Here is an 18,211-nt window from a genome sequence, read left to right on the forward strand (position 1 = left end):
GGGTGCAGGCACTCGAGATCGCGTGCGACGAGTCCGGGTACGAGGGTGAGAAGCTGATCGACACCACGACCGACGTGTTCGCGCACGCCGGGGTGCGGCTCGGCACCGACGTCGCGTCCGCATGCCTTGCCGAGCTGCGGCGACGCATCCGCTCCCCCGCGACGGAGTACAAAGCGACACACCTGCTGCGCGAGAAGCACCGCGCCGTGCTCGTCTGGTTTCTCGGGCCGTCGAGCCCGCTGTTCCGCAACGCGCACGTCTACCTGATCGACAAGGTCTACTTCGCGCTCGGCAAGCTCACCGACGTCATGATGAGCGAGCCGGTCGCGGCCGGCCTCGCCCCGGACGGCCGGTCCCGGGCGGCCTCCGACGCCCTCTACCGCGACGGGACCAGCCACGACTTCCTGACCGCGGCGAACACCATGATGCGCGCGCGTGACCGCGCGGACGTGACGGGCCCGGTCGACAGCTTCTTCCGGGTGGCGGGCACGCTCGGCGGCCTGGACGGTGACTCCACCGGAGGTCGAACCGAAAGTCGGAACGGGCGTCGAGCCGAACAACGCAGTGGCCGCACCCCAGGTCTCACCAGCGGCGGCGATGGGCCGGGGAACATCCCGGCCATGTGGCAGCCCTTGGGACGCCATGGCGGCCGCACCACAGGACAGGCCGGCGCGTTCTCAGGGCGGGAGAAGGCCGTCGCGTTCCGGCAGCGGATGCGGGACGACCCCGCCCTCTCCCTGCTCGACCCGCTGACGCCGGCGGTGATGCGGGCCGTTGCGCGCTGGGGTGCGGACGGACAGCCGGTGACGATCGTGCATGACCGGCAGACGATGCTGCCGCACGAGCGGGTGGCGCGGTTGCAGCGGGAGTTGCGGGAGGCCGGGCTGGTGCTGGAACGGGTGGAGCTGGCCGCCGCCGAGTTCGAGGCCCGGGTGCAGCTCGCCGACATTCTCGCCGGCACGGTGCGCAAGATCGCTCAGGACCAGTTGCACGGCTGCGGGGACGGGGAGCTGACGACGCTCGTCCGGCCGTACATCGATGGGCAGTCGATCTGGGGTGATGGTCGTAGCTGGGCGTCGCTCCGCTCGTGAGCGACACGCCCACACGGCCTACTTGCTAATGAAAACCGTTGCCAACAAGATGGACAGCGTCGCCGAGATGGCGGCGGGTTGGTCTCTGTTCGTGTACGGGAAGGATCCCCATGTCTTTGAACGTTTCCCCCGATCTGTTGTCCGTCGCCGAGCGCGGCGAAGTCTCCGACGGCGAGTTCGTGGAGTGTGTGCGCACGTCCCTGCCGTACGCGTGGCAGGTCGTCAGTTCTGTCATGACCGACCTGGGACGTGACGGCGGTGACTTCGCCGATCACGAGATCCCGCCGCCGACCGAGGCCGAGCGGGGGCAGTTGCTGCGCGCGCTCGCCAGTGATGCCATCCGCGGTGGTCTGGAGCGGCACTTCGGCGCGAAGCTCGCGTTCCAGAACTGCCACCGGGTCGCGGCGTTCGGTTTCTCCGCGGTGGGCGGGGAGCGCTACCAGGCGTTCGTGTCGCCGCGCGGGCAGCTGCTGAACCAGTCCCCCGAGTTGCGTAACTGCTGATCACCGGGCCTTCCCCCGTTTTGCCGGCGGGGGAAGGCCCTGGTCAGGTGTCGTTGTTCCAGGCTTCGCGGAGGTCCTTGCGGGTGTCGCGCCACCATTGCCCGAGCTCGGCGCCCCAGGATCGGAAATCGCCGGCGAGGTCCTTCATGGCGTGCATGTAGCCCGGATCGTCCATCCGCGCACCGAAAGCCTCCGCTGCCGCACAACCCCAGAGCACGGGAATCCCCAGCACGGCGAGCAGGCTCAGCCACCAGAAACCAGTCATCGCGTACGCGAGGAGCAGCGCGACCATCACCGCCACCGTGACCGACCCCGCGCGGGTGGCCCGGCGCAGGAGCCACGGCGCCAGGCGCAGGCACCGCCACGGCACCCGGCCCGCGGGGACGAGCACGCGCAGCGCGAACCCCGTCACCACCGCCGCGAACAGGCCGGCGAGAATCCGGCCCGGCAGCACGACCGCCTCCCAGCGCAGGGCGCACAGAGCCGCGACCAGGACCAGGACGGTCGCCACGGCGAACCAGCGGCGCAACGCGCTGAGCAGGCTGCGGATCGGCCAGGTCATCGAGATGACGTCCGGGCGGGCGGGGTTCTCACGGGCGACGTCGCGCAGGGTTCGCAGGGAGCGGCGCACCCGCAGGTGTTCCGCGTCGAGCATGGCGATGAGCCACCGCCCGTACGCGTCGGAGGGGTCCATGTCGAGAGCCGCGCGGGCCGCCCGCTCGGCCTCGTCGCGGTTACCGGCGTCGCGTTCCAGGTCGGCGAGGGTGAGCAGCCCTTCGACCGAACGCGGGGCCAGGGAGAGCCCGTGCTGGGCGGCGACCCGGGCCTCGTCGTAGCGGCGGGGCGCGGCGAGCGCGCGGGCCAGGACGAAGTGGCCGCCCGGGTCGTGAGGTGCCAGCCGGACCGCTTCCTGCGCCGCCACGATCGCGTCCTTGTCGCGCAGCAGCGACATCAGGGACTCGGCCCGTTCCGCGTGGGCCTCGGCGCGGTGCGGGGCGGCGGTGATCGCGGCGTCGACGGCCTTCAGCGCCGCGGGATAGTCACGCTGCCGGCGCAGCACGAACGCGAGCAGCGTCAGCAGATCAGCGTCGGCCGGCTCCGCAGCCAGGCCGGCCCGCAACGCAGCCTCGGCCTGCTCGTCACGGCCGATCTCGATCAGCTGCCGGGCCTGCCTGTACGCCACGCTCACAGCATCTTGCGTTTCTTCAGGTACGCCGCCAGGTCGTCATACTCCCCGCTCTCGTTCCCGAACAGCGCCACCGACCGCGCCGTCGCGAACCACGCGTCCGTCGAGGGCCGCACCTCCTTCACCGCGGCGAGCATGTCCTGCTGCGAGATCATCCGCACCTCACCGGTCGTGATGGCGTCCCGCATCGCGAACTCGGCAGCGGTCTCGCTGACATGCGCGAGGTCCGCACCCGAGTAGTGATCCGTCGCCGCGGCGAGTTTGCGCAGGTCGATGCCGGCGATCGGGCGGTCCCGCAGGTGATACTCCAGGATCGAGGCGCGGGCGGCCTGGTCCGGCGGCAGCACCAGCAGGGTCCGGTCGAGCCGCCCGGGCCGCCGCAGCGCGGGATCGATGTCCCACGGCGCGTTGGTCGCCGCGAGCACAAAAACGCCGTCGTTGTTCCCGTCGACCCCGTCGAGCTCGGTCAGAAGCTGATTGACCAGCGTACGCATCCCCGACGACCCGAGCTGGCTACGCTTGTGCCCGAGCGCGTCGATCTCGTCGAGGAACAGCACGCAGGGCGAGTGGCTGCGCGCGGCGGCGAACAGGTCGTGCAGATTGCGCTCGGAGCTGCCCATCCACATCGTCAGCACATCGGTGATGGACAGCGAGATGAACGCCGCCCCCATCTCCCCGGCGACGGCCCTGGCCAGGAACGTCTTCCCACACCCGGGCGGGCCGTAGAGCAGCAGCCCGCCGCGCAGGCTCTTCCCGAACAACGTCCGCAGCTCAGGGTTGCGCAACGGCCCCAGAAACGCCAGATCGAGACGCTTCTTCACGTCCTCCATCCCCCCGACATCCGCCAGGGTGATGGTCGCCCGCTCGACATCGAACGCCCGATCATGATCACCACGAACCGGCTCGTGATCGTCATCGGCGCGGACGGGCGTGCCGGGATCGGCCGCAGGGGTGAACCGAGGCTGCACGATGCCATGGAACTCACCCTCCAGCGCATCCCAGTCCACATCACCAGGCGCACGCCCGCCCGGCGCAGCGTCACCCCGCGCAGCATCGCCCCGCGCAGCATCACCTGGCGCGGGGCCGCTCGCGGCAGGTTGCGACGGCTCGGCGGGATCCGGCGAAACCGCAGCGCCCGGCGAGGCGGACGGAACCGACGGCGTGGCAGGGCCCGGTCCGTCCGCAGAAGATGGTGGGGCGGCGGGAGATGGTGGGACGGCGGGGGCGGATGGGACGGCAGGGCCCGGCGGGGTGGGTGTGGTCGGCACCGACAGGGCCTGGGACATGAGGTGCTGGGTGGCGGGGTCGGTGGGGTTCTGGGCGAGGAGGTGGGCGGCGTGCGGGATGGCTTCCGCGGGGCGGTTGGCGGCGACGAGGAGCTCGGCCAGGTGGCGGCGCAGGGGGTGGTCGTCCGGCCGGGCTTCGACCGCCGCGGTGAGGCTGTCGATCAGGGCGTCGCTCATGGAAGGGAATTATGCCCGCACCGGCTGACACTTTCCGGCCGCTCTCCCCGCGGTGGGGAGACCACCCGGCCTACGGCAGTATCGCGTCGATGTAGCCGCCGTCGACCCGGACCGCACCGCCGGTGGTGGCGGACGCGAGCGGCGAGCTGAGATAAACGACCATGTTGGCGATCTCGTCCGGTTCGATGAGCCGCTGGAGCAGGGACTGGGGCCGGTGCAGCCGCATGAATTCGCGCTGCGCCTCGTCCCAGGGGAGATCCTTGTCGACGAGCTCGTAGACGAAGTCCTCGACGCCGCCGGTGTGGGTGGGGCCGGCGAGGACGCTGTTGACGGTGACGCCGCTGCCCGCTGCTTCCTTGGCGAAGCCGCGGGAGACGGCCAGCAGGGCCGTCTTGGTCATGCCGTAATGGATCATCTCGGCGGGCGTGACGACGGCGGAGTCGCTGGCTATGTACTGGATGCGGCCCCAGCCCCGGTCACGCATGCCGGGCAGATACGTCCGGGTCAGGCGGATGGCGGAGAGGACGTTGACCTCGAAGTAGCGGCGCCACTGGTCGTCGGTGATCTCCAGGGCGGGCTGGGCGCCGAAGATGCCGAGGTTGTTGATCAGGATGTCGGGGGCCGGGACCGCGGCGACGACGGCCCGGGTGCCCTCGTCCGTGGCCAGGTCGCCGGGGGCGGCGAAGGCATTGTCGATCTCCAGCGCCACCTTCTCCACCGTGGCGGCGTCGCGGCCGTTGACCGCCACCCGGGCGCCGGCCGCGCTGAGGCCGGCGGCGATGGCGCGGCCGATGCCCTGGGTCGATCCGGACACCAGGGCGGTTTTTCCTGTCAGATCCAGTCGCATGTCCCCTACTTTTCCCGGTCCGGTCCTTTGATGCGCGCCAGGACGGCCGATGAGGATATCTGACACCGAGCAGAGCGGGGAGACGACGAGACCGATGCAGACGTTTGTGGCCAGGGCGACGCAGTTCGCGCGCAACGGGATGGAGCCCATCCTGGCGCTGGTCGCCATCGTGATCCTGCACGGTTTCGGGCTCGTCGGCGGGGCCCCGCTGTGGGCGTTCGTGCTCCTCCAGCTGGCCTGGGCGGCGCTGCAGCAGCCGTGGGTGCGGCAGCGGTCCGGGGAGGACCGGTCGATCGGGCTGCAGATGGTCGTGGCGACCTGCACGATGTATCTGCTCGGCTGGGGTGCGCTGCTCGCCGTCGTACACGTCTACATCCTGACGGTTCATCTGCGCAGGACCGGCGCACAGGCCTGGAAGCCGGCCGCCACCGCGAGTGTGCTCTCGCTGGCTGCCGGACAGGTCGCGGTCTCCACCGGGCTGGTGCACAGCAACCTGGACGTCGCCCAGTCGAACGCGCTGGCGCTGCTCGTCGCGCTCGCCATGGTGGCCACCGCACGCACGCTCGGGCAGTTCGTCGCCGAACGCGAGCAGGCCCAGGCCGGGGCGCAGCTCAGCGAGGACCGGTTCCGGGCGCTGGTGCGCGACGGTTCCGAGGTCATCACGATGAGCGACGCCGAGGGCAATGTGTCGTGGGTCAGCCCCGCCGCCGCCGTGGTGATGGGGTACAAGCCCGAGGAGCTGCGCGGCCGGGTCATGAACGGGCTGTTCCACCCCGAGGACGAGGTCGCCTCGATGGAGCTGTTCACCCGGCTGCTCGCCTCGGACAGCACGGTGGAACACTCGGCCGAGCTGCGGGTGCGGCACGCGAACGGGTCGTGGCACTGGCACGAGATAATCTCGCGGAACATGCTCGCGCACCCCGCCGTACACGCGATCGTCAGTCACCAGCGCGACATCACCGAACGCCGTGCCGTGCAGGACCGCATCGCGTACGCCGCCTCGCACGACAGCCTCACCGGGCTGGCGAACGGGCCGACGCTCAAGCGCGACCTGGAACGCGCCCTCGCGCAGGGCACCCGCTACCAGCACCCGGTGGCCATGCTCTTCTGCGACCTCGACGGCTTCAAGTCGGTCAACGACACGTACGGGCACGACGTCGGCGACCGCCTGCTGCAGACGATCAGCACGGTCATCAAGAACATGACCCGCGACACCGACTCGGCCGGCCGGCTGGGCGGCGACGAGTTCGGCGTCGTGCTGACCCGGGTACGCAACTCCGAGGAGGCACTGAGCGTCGCCCAGCGGGTCATCGACGCGATCACCGGCAACGCCTCGGTCGCCGGGCTCAAGCTCGAGATCGGGTGCAGCGTCGGTGTCGCCCTGGCCTACCCCGGCGGCTCGGACGCCAAGACGCTGATGCGCCACGCGGACGCCGCGATGTACCGCTCCAAGCGTCGCGGCCGCAACAACAGCACGGTCTACGTCGAGGAAGAGGTCAGCGCTCCCTGGTCGTGAACCGGGCCGGAGCGGCGGCCCGCATACACGGGCCGCCGTCCGGTGCTCAGAACGTCACGCCGGGGAAGTCCTTCCTCGCCTGCTCGAACTGGGACTGGGAGAACCCGGAGTTGAACGCCTGCGCTGCCCGGCCGCTCAGGTCCTTGCCCGCGGCGGCGCTGGTGAACAGCACATACTCACCGGCGTTCATGCGCCGCGTGTAGATGAGGTTGCGGCCACTGTTCTCCGTACGTGTCGGGAAGTTCTGTGAAAGCAGGCCGAAGTAGCGCTGCATGACCGCCGCGTTGTTGCCGCTGTCGTGCCACAGCGGCAGGAACCAGTCCTTGAACCAGTGCGCGTTCTTCGCCCCGGCCGGCAGATTGTCCGCGTGACCGCCGAACAGGGCCTCGGTCCGCTGCGCGTCAGCCGTGCGCCCGGTGCTGGCGTAGAAGTCGTAGACGCAGAACTCCGCCCACTTGGAGTCACCCCACACCTCAAAGGCAGGTGACTCGTGTACGCCCTGACTCGAGCCCTCCACCTCGTGGCAGGCCTCGTGCACGATCTCGTCGTGCAGCACACCGTTGCTCTCGTCCCACCCGGTGTCACCGACATCGATCGTCGTCCGGAACCCGGAGTTCGCGTCGAACCGGTTGTTGACCGTGCCGCCGCCGTGCTTGCCCTGGTGGAAGAAGGCCAGCGCCGGCTTGGGTGCGCCGAAGTTCGTGCAGCCCGGCCCGATCGGCGCGGGCAGCTGCCGGTCGACGTCGCATTTGCCGTAGGCCGCCTTGATGTACTTCCACACGTCCGTGACGAACGGCGACACCCAGGCGACGTGCGCGGCGGGCAGCGCCTTCAGGTCGTTGTCGAAGTAGACCGCGACGTCGGCGTTGCAGGCCGTCCGGGTCAGCGCGTCCTTGTGGTCGGAGATGTAGTCCGTCAGCGTCGCGGGCGCATCCTGGTGGCAGGAGGCCGCGGGCGTGGCCGGCGTGGTGCTCGCCGGCGTCGCGGTCGGGGTTCTGCTCGCCGGGGTCGCGGTCGGGCTCTGCGTCGGCGGGTTCGAGGTCGGGCTCTGCGTCGGCCGGGTGGTCCGCGACGGTGACGGCACAGCGGACGGTGACGCCGGGGGCAGCGGTTTGTCCGCCGCGTACACCTCGAGCTCGTAGATGCGCGCCGCGGTGTCGGCCGTCGACGTCGCCCGGGTGACCGTCAGGCGCACGAACCGGGCCGCGACCGTGGCGATCGGGTGCACGGTCACGTCCGCGGTGTTGGCGCTGACCTTGGAAACCTGCGTGAAGGTGGTGCCGTCGGCGCTCACCGCGAGGTCGAAGTCGCGGGTGTTGCGGGCGCGCGGTTCGCCACCGGCTCCGGCGTGGCGGACGATCAGCTTGCCGATCGCGGCCGGGGCACCGAGATCGACCGTCAGGGCGGCGTTGCGCACTCCGGAGCACCACTTGTCAGCCAGGCCGTTGCCGGTTGTGCCGTTGACAGCGGACGCGGGTGCCTCGGCCGGGCGGCACGGCGCGGACCCGGTCGCGGTCTTCCCGCGGGCAAGGTTCGTGCCGTCGCCATCTTCGGCGTAGGCGCTCTGGATGCCGAGGGCCGCGGCGCCGGCGAGGAGCGCGCCGACCGCGGTGATCAGCAGGGGTTTGCGTAAACGGGAGGGGGATCGATGACGCATGATCAGCGACGCTAATCCCGCACCGCCCGTACCTCCATTAACTAATCCTTAACACTCCTAACTGATACGTTCTCTGCCCTTTTCTCCGGGATCGACGTGCCCGAGAAGAACGCGATGATGTCCTCAGCCAGCTCGGCAGGCGTCTCCAGAGCGGCGAAGTGACCACCTCGCGTGAACTCCGTCCACCGCTGCACATTGTGGTTCCGTTCGGCCAGCACCCGGACCGACCGGACGATGTCGTGCGGCATGACGACAACACCCATCGGGACGCGGGTGGAGACCGCAACCGGCCCGGCGCTCTCCTTGGTGAGCCGGGCCGAGGACCCGGCGGTGCGCGTGAACCAGTAGATCGAGACGTCGGTGAGGATCTCGTCGTCATCCGGCCTCGTAGCCGGGTCGGTCCACTCGGTGAACTTCTCGGCGATCCAGGCAAGCTGCCCCACCGGCGAGTCCGTCAGCGCGTACGCAATCGTCTGCGGCCGCGTCCCCTGCAACACCTGATACCCGGGCCGGTTCGCGGCATACCGGGCGGCATGCTCAACCCGCGCCCGATCCTCAGCGCCGAGCCCGTCGACAGGCCCGACCGTCGGCAGATACGTGACGTGCACACCCCTGACCCTCTCAGGCACCTGCGCCGCCACCGTGCGCACAATTCCCGACCCCCAGTCACCCCCATGCGCCCCGAACCGCTCGTACCCGAGCACGCTCATCAATGCCCCGAACGCCCGCGCGACCCGCGTCAGACCCCATCCACGCTCCACCGGCCGCCCCGAGAACCCGAACCCGGGAATCGACGGCACCACGAGATGAAACCGCTCCCTGAGCAGCGGAATCACATGCCGGAACTCCGCAAACGTCCCCGGCCATCCATGCACGAGCAACAACGGCTGAGCATCCACACGCTTCGACCGGACGTGCAGGAAGTGCACCTCAAGCCCATCAATCAAAACCACATGCTGCTGGTACGCGTTAAGCGCCCGCTCCTGCACCCGCCAATCAAAATCCGTCCCCCACCGCTGAGCCAACTCCCGAACCCGGCCAAGCGGAATCCCGTAGTCCCACCCCCCGCCGTCAACCTCATCGGGCCACCGCGTCCCGGCAAGGCGCCGCCGAAGCTCGTCGATCTCAGCCTTGGGCACGTCGATCCTGAATTCGTCCATAACACTAACGTTAGTTGCCCTAACGTTAGACGGTCAAATGATATGGTCCCCGGCGTGGATGATCTCCCCAGCTGGCTCCTCACCCAGACAGCGGCACAAGCGGGCCGCCTGGTCGCCGCCGAATTCGCCGCGGAAGGCGCCCGCGGCTACCACTACCGCCTGCTGCGCTCCCTGATCGACGAGGGCCCCGCCAGCCAAGCGGACCTGGGCCGCCGCACCGGCATCCACTTCAGCGACGTGGTGGCCTCCCTCAACGAACTCACCACCGGCGGCTGGATCGCCCGCACCCCCGACCCCGCCGACCGCCGCCGCAACGTCGTCACCATCACCCCGACCGGCCTCCACCGCGCCGAAGTCCTCGCCACCCGAGCCGCCGCCGTCCAGGACCACCTCCTGGCACCCCTGTCACAGGAGGAACGAGCCGCCTTCGTCGCCACGCTGACAAAGCTGCTCCACCACCTCAGACCGCATGAGAGCGAGGAGTAGGCGTCACATGGCCGGTCCTACTGCTGCAGTTCTGACACCTGACCCGTTCACTGCGGGCAATCTCAATGAGTTCCACGGCTGGCTCGCGGAGTCACTCACTCCCGATACCGCCGGCAACTCGTGGTTGCTCCGGGAGCCGCGTCGCCTGGGCATGGAGAGCCCGGTGCAGACCGGGCCGATGCTCATCGAGCCGATCGCCTACGAGGATGAGGACGCCGAGGAGGCGGCATGCATGGAGCGCGCCCTCGGGTTCCCGCCCGGCAGCGAGGTGGTCCTGGCCGCAGCTGTCAACGGCAAGGACGACCACCGCTTCCTCGCCCACCTCGCGGTGGCGATCGCCCGACGGTACGGGGGCCTCATCGACCTCGGCGGGCGGCTCCCGGTGCCTCCACCACGAGGCGTCCCCGCTCTGGCAGCGCTGGAGTCGGGCGTCGGCCTCCAGGAATGGCAAGACCTCTCGAGGGCAACGATCGCAACCCTCGCCGGTCGCCGGCACGAGATCCCGTACCGCACCGCGGGCGGCGAAGTCGCGATGTTCCATGTCGTCGATGCTGATCTGCTCACCTCGTGGTTACGGCATCCACTGTTCCGCATGGTGAAGTGAAACGGCTCGGGCCCGCGCGCCAGGATCGCGGCGGATCAGGAAACCCGGTCGAGGCACAGTGGAGTTCCGGGCATGATCGTGCGATGACTGACGGCAAGCCTGCGATGCAGCCCTTCGGTCACCGGGCCACGTTCGCGATCGAGGTCGGCGGCCTTCCTGCCTATCTCGTGGAGGCCGGGCAGACTCAGGTGTCCGAATTCCGCGTCGTTGATCTCTGGGCGGGCGGCAAGCAGCTCACGTGTCACGACAACACCGCTTACACACCGACGCTCGTGCATCACATGCGCTCGGCCGCCGAACTGGTGCGGCGGCGGCAGATCCCCCGGTGCCCGTTTCCCTGGCGGTCGCCCGCGGAGATCTTCCGGCTTCTGCACGCGAACGAGAGCGAGTTCCGGGAGCGATTCTGGCTGTTGAGTAACTGGGACGAAATCCTGGACAACGTGGAGACGTACACCTGGCTCGACGATCTGCTTGTCATTGCCTGCCGGATCCGCCGGCCGTCCCGCAGTGAGATCTTCGTGGCCCGGGTGCCCCCGGACGAGTTCGTGGCCACCCTCGACGAGGCTGCCCACCTCCTGGCCACCTGAACCGTCGCGTCGGCGGTCGTGGCCACGTACCCGCATCGGCAGGGTTTTTCGGTGGCGGCCTCCGGTGTCGTACGGTCATGATGCCCGGGTGAGTAGCAGGTTGCGGGCCATTGCCCGCGAGAGCGTGGCGATCGCGGAACGCGGTGGCTATGCCGGGGTGAGCCTCGGCGATCAGGTGACCAGGTCCGTGGCCGGCACCCGGCTCTACGTCCCGGATGAAGTGATCACCGCGCCACCGCCGGTCACTGGCGCGCCGATCATCCAGGTGACCAACGAGTCGACACTGACAGCCACCCGACGCCTCGGCGGCGACCTCGCCTGCCTGGTCTTTGCCTCCGCGCGTAACCCGGGTGGCGGTTTCCTCAAGGGCGCCAAGGCCCAGGAAGAGAGCGTCGCCCGCGGTTCGGCGCTCTACCCGACCCTGCTCGCGGCAGGCGACTTCTACGCCTACCACCGGTCCCGTCCCGAGCTGACCTACAGCGACCGGGTTATCTACTCGCCGGCCGTGCCGGTCTTCCGGGACGATCGGGGCGAGTTGCTCCCGGCTCCATATCCGGTTTCCTTCCTGACCGCGGCGGCCCCCAACCGGGCGGCGATCGCGCGCAGCCAGCCCGAGCGGCTGTCCGAGGTGCCTGAGATCCTGGCCCGCAGGGCCAGCCGCGTGCTGCGGGTGGCCGCGGCGAACGGCCACCGCCGGCTGGTGCTGGGCGCCTGGGGCTGCGGTGTGTTCGGCAACGACCCGGTCGAGGTGGCGGCCGCGTTCGCCGGCGCGCTGAAGGCGAGCCCATGGTTCGAACAGGTGACCTTCGCGGTCCTCGACCGCGGGCGGGACACCTCGACATATGCGGCCTTCGCAGGCCTGAGCACGACCTGACCACGCCCTGACCGGGGTGCGGGCCATACCGAGGCTTTCCGCGATCACCTTGCCGCGTCGTTGGGTATGACCAGGAACACGTTGAGCCAGCTGGTGGATCGCACCGCGCGGCGCGAGCTGGCCGGCCGGCCGGCCGAGATCGAGGAAAGCCTTGACGCCGACGGCCAGCGCGACGTCGAGCGCGTCGCCGCCGCCATCGTGGACACCTCGAACTTGCCCGTCGCACCGTGGGGTCCCGTCACGCCCGCACCTTGACGATGTTCATGCCATGAACTAGTTTAGTTCATGGCATGAACCAGTGAGGGGTGATGGCGATGAACACGCAGGTGAACGGCACGATCGCAGTCTTCGGTGCGACGGGGCAACAGGGTGGGGCGGTGGTCGACGCGCTACTGGACCGCGGGGCGCGGGTGCGGGCTCTGGTCCGTAACCCCGAGTCCGGGCGGGCCCAGGCGCTGGCCGCCCGCGGCGTCGAGCTGGCGGCCGTCCGGATCGACGACCCGGCGTCGCTGGCCGCCGCGCTGGCGTCGGTCGAGGCGTTCTACTTCATGACCCCGGAGGCGAACAGCCTCGACGAGGTCGAGGCGGAGATCCGCGTCGGCACCGCGCTCGTCGACGCGGCGGTGGCGGCACACGTCCCGCACGTCGTGTTCAACTCGGTCTTCGGCGCCGACCAGGAGACGGGTGTGCCACACCACGACTCGAAACACTGGATCGAGGAGCACCTGGGGAAGTCCGGCCTGAGGGCCACGATGGTCCGCCCGGCCGCTTTCATGGAAGGCTTCACGAGCGTGATGGCACCGAGCCTGGAGCACGGGAAGATCGTGCTGAGGCTGCCGCTGGCGGAGGACGTCGCCGTGAAGATGATCTCGGTCAGGGACATCGGCCGGATCGCCGCCGCGGTCCTGCTCGACACCGCCGATGCGCCCGGCGGAGCCATCGACCTCGTCGCCGACGAGCTGACAGGCCCCCAGATCGCCGCAGCATTCGGCGCACGCGCCGGACTCCCGGCACGGTACGAAGCCCTGCCACTGAGCGTTCTTCCCAACGAGCTCGACAGGACGATGTTCCGCCAGTTCGCGGAAGCGGCACAACACCCTTCGGACCTCGCGGTGGTACGCGCGATCGAGCCGGCCACCCTGAACCTGGCCGAGTGGATCCGGGCCATCGGCTGGACCGTGCCCACGAACGCAGTTGGTTCCTGAATCTCCGACCGCAATGAACTCCCATCCCGGCGTGCCCGCGGACAAGGCCCCATTCGTCAACCAGCCGGGGCCGGGTGTTCGTCATCGGATGCGGCTCTGCGAGTGACGGCCGAGCACTATCCGCCTGCCCCTGGCATGTGAGGTTGAACGACCAGGGTGAGCCGCCTCGCCAAGTGGGTATCGTTTCGGTCCGCCGGCGGGTCGAGGTGATGAGGTACCCCGGCGGCGGCGTGGACGCGCGCCGACGTGCCCGTCGCGAAGAGATTCGGATGCAGGATGCGGAGCTTTTCGGGCACACCGCGCCCGCCGTCGAGGTCGCGGTGCGGCTGCGGGCCTCGCCCAAGCCGACGTACGACGAAAGAAACAGCGGCATGCTCGGCCTCCGGAATTTCGCACCTCGCCCGACGCCGGCTCACCGGAAACCGTCATCGCCGGCCCAGTGTCCTGAGCCTTTGATCCGTCCGCAGTAGGTGGCGAGGGCAGCAGGATCTGGCCACGAGGCACGAAGTTGCGCCGAACCCGGCCATGCCGCAACCTTCTGCGGCGTCAGGTGTCAAACGTGGGCCAATCACGTCTGGCCGGGAAACATACGTTCTTCTGTCAGACGTGATTGGCCGGATTTGAGGAGCAACACCGCAGAAAGTTCTCCCATCCCGGTGTCCAGCGCAACATTCAGCCTCGCGGCATGGACTGCAACAACTCGGTCGCGGCTGGTGGGCTCCGCGAACATGCGGCTATGACACCGACCAGCCGGGCGACGTCATCGGTGGACAAGCCGGCCGCACACGGCAGGACGATCCGCGCCCAGAACGCCACCGGCATCAGCTGGGGAAAGGGTGACCCACCCGGACCCACCGGTGCGTGTGCCCACGGTGGCCATCGGCATGCTTCCGCTGCTGCGGCACGGTCACTGAAACCCGACCTGGTATCGCAGGCGCGGCGGCTGTCTCCGGCCGGGGAAGCAAAAGAGCCGCCACGGGGGTGGCGGCTCTTTCTGCTACGGCGACGATCAGGCCGGCCTGCGGTAGGCCGATGGTGTGCCCGGATAATCGATGCCCGCCATGCGGACATGATCACCGGTGTGCGGGGCATGGACGATCTTGCCCCCACCGATGTAGATCGCCACGTGGTGCACCGGGCTGCCGTAGAAGACGAGGTCTCCTACCTGCAGGTTGGCCCGGCTGACGGCTCTGCCGGACTGGACCTGGTCGCCCGTGTAGTGGTCGAGGTGAACCCCGACCGCCGCCCAGGCGATTTTGGTCAGGCCCGAGCAGTCGTAGCCCGAGGGGCCTTCGGCACCGAAGATGTAAGGCTTGCCGATCAGGTCGCAGGCCTTCTGGGCCGCGATGTTGCCCTTCTCCTGTGTGTAGGTCACAGGACAGGGGCCCGTCTTCAGCGGCCCGTCGTCGGCGCCGGTGGCACCGTAGGCCTCGACCCGCAACTTCTGCAGGTCGTCGACCTTCTTCTGGATCTGGTTCTTACGGGTGCCGAGGTCCTTGTCGCGGGCAGCGACGTCATCCGTGAGAGTTTGCAGATCCTGCTGGTCCTTCGCGTACTTGTCGCGCAGCTCGCGCACGCCCGCCACCTGCTCGTCCTGGTGCCGTGCGATCTGGTCGAGATAGAGCAGCTTCTCGGTCAGACCGGTCGGCGATCCCGTGACGACCATCGACTGCAGCGCGCCCGGTGAGCCCCGCATGTACGCGTCGGAAGCCATGCCACCCACCTGCGACATGGCCAGGTCAACTTCGAGCTGGAGGGGCTCCAGCTTGGCGTTGATCTTCTTGAGCTGTGCACGGTTCTTGACGAGCTCGTTGTGCACCTTGTTGTACTGCTCGATGAGTGGCTCGAGCTTGTTCCACTGCTCGTCGATCTGCTTCTCGATGCTCGAGGGCGTCGGCGTCGCGTTTGCCACCCCGGGAACGAGCACGACCCCGATGGCGGCGACGACACAGAGCAGACTGCGCAGAACTGCGGCGCGGGGCGCCCCAATCCGTTTCACGTAGGTGCTGTGTCCTTTCTTCCCTCAGCCGCCGACCGGGTTAGCTGTCGGGTTCGGACGGGAAGCGCGCCCGGCCGCGATAATGCTGCGGCTTAACCCCGTGAATCGTGGGTCCCCGGCTCGTGGTGCACGATTAGGCGGTGACCCGTCAGTTCGCCCGGGTTCGGACGAGGGGGGACCGACGGATCGCGCACCACCGTACTCCCGATCTTCGACAAACAGAACCCGTCGTTAGCATCACTAACTACACGTAACGCCCAGTGACGTACAGTAATTAATGAAGGTTTAAAGGGGCCATGCTGTGAGGGCCCTGTCAAGCCAGGGCACCACCAGGATCACTGTGGGTAGTACCAGCAGGCCCGCGGCCATGCTCGCGGCCAGCACCGTCAGCGCAACGGACCGGGTGTCCGCGCCCGCCAGCCGATCGAGGCGGCGGCGACGCTCCACAGTGGTTCCCGACGCGATCTCATCCGGGACCTCGGGGCTGACTGCGTCACTCAGCACCGACAATGCGCTTCGTAGTGGTTCCGCACCGTTTCGCTGCCGTGCGGCATCGTCGGCGGCCATTTCGAGCAGCAGATGTACGGCGTCAAGCGGCGCACGACTACGCAAAGGCCGCGGCACAGCACGATAGAACGCCGTGAACGATTCCATGACGAGGTCGTGGCGATATCGCAGGTGCGCCTGTTCGTGCGCGATGACGGCGCCGACCTGCGCACTGTCGAGCACCTGCAGCGCTCCCCCGCTGAGCACCACGCGCGGGCGCCGACCGGGCAGGCAGTAGGCGAACGGTAGCGGTCCGTCGAGCACGCGCAGCCCGTCGGGGACCTCGGCGGGCAACGTTCCGTGACGCTCGGCGCTGTCGAGCAGGTCGACGAGCATCCGGTGGCGGGCCCTGCGCGTCCGTGAGCGATAGCTCACACCCGCCAGCGAGACGAGCAGCCGGATGATGATCAGCGTGGCGACCGCGAGCGCGGCGATCAGTGCCGCGGCGCCGACCGGTTTGCCCGAGCCGAACTCGTCGATCAGCTCCTGCGGGCCCGCCAGCACGACACCCAGCGCGCACAGGATGCCGGCGAGGGTGATGCTCTGCCACAGCACGATCGCGGCGACCGGCGCACGTCCGGGCCACCGCGCGTGCGCGAGGATCCCGGGCACGGCGAGCGACAGGGTCAGCCCCAGCGCGCCGAGCAGCAGTGCGGTCACGGTCTCCTTTTCGCTGCCTCGATCGCGGCCTCGAGTGCGGACGGGTCGATCCGCCCGACAAAGTGTGCCAGAGCCGCGTCGCGGGCGGCGGCGTCCGGGGCTGTGCCGAGCGCGTCGAGCATGAGCGCCGCGGTCATCTCCTCGCGCGACTGCGCGGGTGCGTAGCGGTAGGCGCGGTCGGCCTTCTGCTGCGTGACCACGCCCTTCTTGGCGAGACGATCAAGAACGGTCATGACCGTGGTGTACGCCAGCCCGCGCTCCCCGCTGAGCCGTTCGTGGACCTGCCGGACGGTCAGCGGCTCCCCGGCGTCCCACAGCTGCCGCATGACGTCGCGTTCGAGGTCCCCCAGTGCCATGTGAGCCAGTCTACTGCACAGCGTCGTACTACAAGACGTAGTATCTACTACGAGACGTCGTAGAGGGGGCAACACGTGGACGTGCTCGACCTGACCCGGCTCCAGTTCGCGGTCGTGACGATCTACCACTACTTCTTCGTGCCGCTGTCGATCAGCCTCGCCGCCACCGCGGCCGGGCTCCAGCTGACCTGGCTGCGCACGAAGAACGACAAGTACCGCGACCTGACCAAGTTCGTCGGCAAGCTGCTCATCGTCACGTTCGCCGTGGGCGTGGTGACCGGGCTCGTGCAGGAATTCCAGTTCGGCATGGGCTGGAGCAACTTCGCCAAGTTCTACGGCGACGTCTTCGGCCCCACGCTGGCGATCGAGGGCATGCTCGCGTTCTTCCTCGAGGCCACGTTCCTCGCGCTGTGGTACTTCGGCTGGGACCGGCTGCCCCGCAAGGTGCACGCCGCGACCATCGTGATCGTCGCCGTGGGCACCGTACTGTCCGCCTTCATCATCCTGGCCGCCAACTCGTTCATGCAGCACCCGGTCGCGTACTCGATCGACCCGGTCACCGGCCGCGCCCACCTGGACGACTTCGGCGAGCTGCTGCTCAACAAGGTGAACCTGGCGGCGTTCCCGCACACCCTGGCCGGCGCGATCATGGTCGGCGGCTCCCTGCTGCTGTCCATCGGCGTCTGGCGGTTCAGAGCCACGGCAGAGGCCGGATTCCGTACGCTCGCCCGGCTCGGTGCCTGGCTCACCGTCCTGGGCGGCGCGTTCACCGCGATCACCGGCGACCACCTCGGCAAGGTCATGACCGAGGTCCAGCCGATGAAGATGGCCGCCGCCGAGGCACTCTACGAGACGACGACGGGCGCACCGTTCTCCGCGTTCGCGCTGGGCAAACTCGACGGCAGCGAGCCGTACTTCACCGTCGACATCCCGTACCTGCTGTCGATCCTCGCCACCGGCGACCCGCACTCCACCGTGCAGGGCATCAACAACCTGCAGGAGCAGTACACCGCTCAGTACGGCCCCGGCAGCTACATCCCGATGATCCCGGTCGCGTTCTGGGCGTTCCGCCTGATGATCGGCATCGGCATGGCGGCCATGGTGATCGCCGCGTACTACCTCTGGTCGACACGCAAGGGCCGCGAGCCGGAACGCTGGCACGACCGGCAGCTGATCCGCTTCCTGCCGCTGATCCCGCTGCTGCCGGCCGCGGCCAACACGGTCGGCTGGATCTTCACCGAGACCGCCCGCCAGCCCTGGATCGCGTTCGGCATCTCCAAGGTCGCCGACGGCATCTCCCCCGGCCTGACCCGCGCGGAGGTGATCGCGTCGCTGATCGGGTTCGCGCTCATCTACGGCATCGTCGCCGTCGTCTGGTACCGCCTGGTCCGCCACCTCTCCCGGCAGCCCCTCGCCCCATCGAAAGATGAACCCGCGCCGGTTGCCGACGAAGCTCCCGTCTACTAAGGAC

General features: G+C 69.0%; 18 protein-coding genes and 1 riboswitch. Of the genes, 10 read left to right on the top strand and 8 right to left on the bottom strand.

Annotated elements, in window-relative coordinates; all coding sequences use genetic code 11:
• Positions 1-2 precede the first annotated feature (2 nt).
• Together Ahu01nite_RS07370 and Ahu01nite_RS07375 are read left to right on the top strand one after the other, a co-directional pair.
• Positions 3-1,091 (top strand): hypothetical protein, encoded by a 1,089-nt coding sequence (locus tag Ahu01nite_RS07370; RefSeq protein ID WP_203835660.1) that lies wholly within the window; start codon positions 3-5, stop codon positions 1,089-1,091.
• A gap of 110 nt (positions 1,092-1,201) precedes the next feature.
• A complete protein-coding gene (locus tag Ahu01nite_RS07375) occupies positions 1,202-1,594 on the top strand; it encodes an SCO5389 family protein (protein WP_203835661.1) in 393 nt (130 codons plus the stop codon).
• A gap of 43 nt (positions 1,595-1,637) precedes the next feature.
• Here the strand turns inward: Ahu01nite_RS07375 and Ahu01nite_RS07380 are convergent, their stop codons facing one another.
• The 3 genes from Ahu01nite_RS07380 to Ahu01nite_RS07390 all read right to left on the bottom strand — a co-directional run bounded on the left by Ahu01nite_RS07380 (position 1,638) and on the right by Ahu01nite_RS07390 (position 5,090).
• Positions 1,638-2,777 (bottom strand): tetratricopeptide repeat protein, encoded by a 1,140-nt coding sequence (locus Ahu01nite_RS07380; RefSeq protein ID WP_203835662.1) that lies wholly within the window; start codon positions 2,775-2,777, stop codon positions 1,638-1,640.
• Between the two features lie 2 nt (positions 2,778-2,779).
• Positions 2,780-4,243: an ATP-binding protein gene (locus Ahu01nite_RS07385; protein ID WP_203835663.1), complete on the bottom strand. Its 1,464-nt coding sequence runs from the start codon at positions 4,241-4,243 to the stop codon at positions 2,780-2,782.
• A 70-nt stretch (positions 4,244-4,313) separates the two neighbouring features.
• Positions 4,314-5,090, bottom strand: coding sequence for an SDR family NAD(P)-dependent oxidoreductase (locus Ahu01nite_RS07390; RefSeq protein WP_203835664.1), 777 nt, complete (start codon positions 5,088-5,090; stop codon positions 4,314-4,316).
• A 49-nt stretch (positions 5,091-5,139) separates the two neighbouring features.
• On the opposite strand from Ahu01nite_RS07390, the gene Ahu01nite_RS07395 reads away from it, so the two are divergent.
• Positions 5,140-6,606, top strand: coding sequence for a sensor domain-containing diguanylate cyclase (locus tag Ahu01nite_RS07395; protein ID WP_203835665.1), 1,467 nt, complete (start codon positions 5,140-5,142; stop codon positions 6,604-6,606).
• Positions 6,607-6,652: 46 nt separating this feature from the next.
• Here the strand turns inward: Ahu01nite_RS07395 and Ahu01nite_RS07400 are convergent, their stop codons facing one another.
• Together Ahu01nite_RS07400 and Ahu01nite_RS07405 are read right to left on the bottom strand one after the other, a co-directional pair.
• On the bottom strand, positions 6,653-8,263 hold the full coding sequence (locus Ahu01nite_RS07400; RefSeq protein WP_203835666.1) for a discoidin domain-containing protein: 1,611 nt from the start codon (positions 8,261-8,263) through the stop codon (positions 6,653-6,655).
• 41 nt (positions 8,264-8,304) lie between these two features.
• Positions 8,305-9,423 carry an epoxide hydrolase family protein gene (locus Ahu01nite_RS07405; protein ID WP_203835667.1) on the bottom strand — a complete coding sequence of 373 codons (1,119 nt, stop codon included), beginning with the start codon at positions 9,421-9,423 and terminating at the stop codon, positions 8,305-8,307.
• 54 nt (positions 9,424-9,477) lie between these two features.
• Here Ahu01nite_RS07405 and Ahu01nite_RS07410 point away from each other — a divergent pair, with 54 nt between their 5' ends.
• The 6 genes from Ahu01nite_RS07410 to Ahu01nite_RS07435 all read left to right on the top strand — a co-directional run bounded on the left by Ahu01nite_RS07410 (position 9,478) and on the right by Ahu01nite_RS07435 (position 13,179).
• On the top strand, positions 9,478-9,909 hold the full coding sequence (locus Ahu01nite_RS07410) for a MarR family winged helix-turn-helix transcriptional regulator (RefSeq protein ID WP_239158685.1): 432 nt from the start codon (positions 9,478-9,480) through the stop codon (positions 9,907-9,909).
• A gap of 7 nt (positions 9,910-9,916) precedes the next feature.
• The gene (locus tag Ahu01nite_RS07415) at positions 9,917-10,513 is read left to right on the top strand and encodes a DUF6368 family protein (protein WP_203835669.1); all 597 of its coding nucleotides are present in this window, start codon (positions 9,917-9,919) and stop codon (positions 10,511-10,513) included.
• Positions 10,514-10,596: 83 nt separating this feature from the next.
• Positions 10,597-11,100, top strand: coding sequence for a hypothetical protein (locus tag Ahu01nite_RS07420; RefSeq protein ID WP_239158686.1), 504 nt, complete (start codon positions 10,597-10,599; stop codon positions 11,098-11,100).
• Positions 11,101-11,188: 88 nt separating this feature from the next.
• The gene (locus Ahu01nite_RS07425) at positions 11,189-11,974 is read left to right on the top strand and encodes a TIGR02452 family protein (protein ID WP_203835670.1); all 786 of its coding nucleotides are present in this window, start codon (positions 11,189-11,191) and stop codon (positions 11,972-11,974) included.
• Positions 11,975-12,040: 66 nt separating this feature from the next.
• Positions 12,041-12,229, top strand: a complete 189-nt coding sequence (locus tag Ahu01nite_RS07430; protein WP_203835671.1) for a hypothetical protein — start codon at positions 12,041-12,043, stop codon at positions 12,227-12,229.
• 59 nt (positions 12,230-12,288) lie between these two features.
• Complete coding sequence (locus tag Ahu01nite_RS07435) at positions 12,289-13,179, top strand: NmrA/HSCARG family protein (RefSeq protein WP_239158687.1); 891 nt, start codon at positions 12,289-12,291, stop codon at positions 13,177-13,179.
• A gap of 1,009 nt (positions 13,180-14,188) precedes the next feature.
• On the opposite strand, the gene Ahu01nite_RS07440 is transcribed toward Ahu01nite_RS07435, so the two are convergent.
• The 3 genes from Ahu01nite_RS07440 to Ahu01nite_RS07450 all read right to left on the bottom strand — a co-directional run bounded on the left by Ahu01nite_RS07440 (position 14,189) and on the right by Ahu01nite_RS07450 (position 16,740).
• Positions 14,189-15,178, bottom strand: coding sequence for a C40 family peptidase (locus Ahu01nite_RS07440; protein ID WP_203835672.1), 990 nt, complete (start codon positions 15,176-15,178; stop codon positions 14,189-14,191).
• A gap of 14 nt (positions 15,179-15,192) precedes the next feature.
• Positions 15,193-15,328: riboswitch (cyclic di-AMP (ydaO/yuaA leader) on the bottom strand.
• Between the two features lie 135 nt (positions 15,329-15,463).
• Positions 15,464-16,384, bottom strand: a complete 921-nt coding sequence (locus Ahu01nite_RS07445; RefSeq protein ID WP_203835673.1) for a M56 family metallopeptidase — start codon at positions 16,382-16,384, stop codon at positions 15,464-15,466.
• A complete protein-coding gene (locus Ahu01nite_RS07450) occupies positions 16,381-16,740 on the bottom strand; it encodes a BlaI/MecI/CopY family transcriptional regulator (RefSeq protein WP_275411715.1) in 360 nt (119 codons plus the stop codon). Before Ahu01nite_RS07450 ends, Ahu01nite_RS07445 begins: the two co-directional genes overlap by 4 nt.
• A gap of 75 nt (positions 16,741-16,815) precedes the next feature.
• Between Ahu01nite_RS07450 and Ahu01nite_RS07455 the strand changes: the two genes are divergently transcribed.
• Positions 16,816-18,207, top strand: a complete 1,392-nt coding sequence (locus tag Ahu01nite_RS07455) for a cytochrome ubiquinol oxidase subunit I (protein WP_203835674.1) — start codon at positions 16,816-16,818, stop codon at positions 18,205-18,207.
• The last annotated feature ends 4 nt before the right edge of the window (positions 18,208-18,211 follow it).

Origin of the sequence: Winogradskya humida (genome assembly GCF_016862215.1) — a bacterium.
Lineage (GTDB): Bacteria > Actinomycetota > Actinomycetes > Mycobacteriales > Micromonosporaceae > Actinoplanes > Actinoplanes humidus.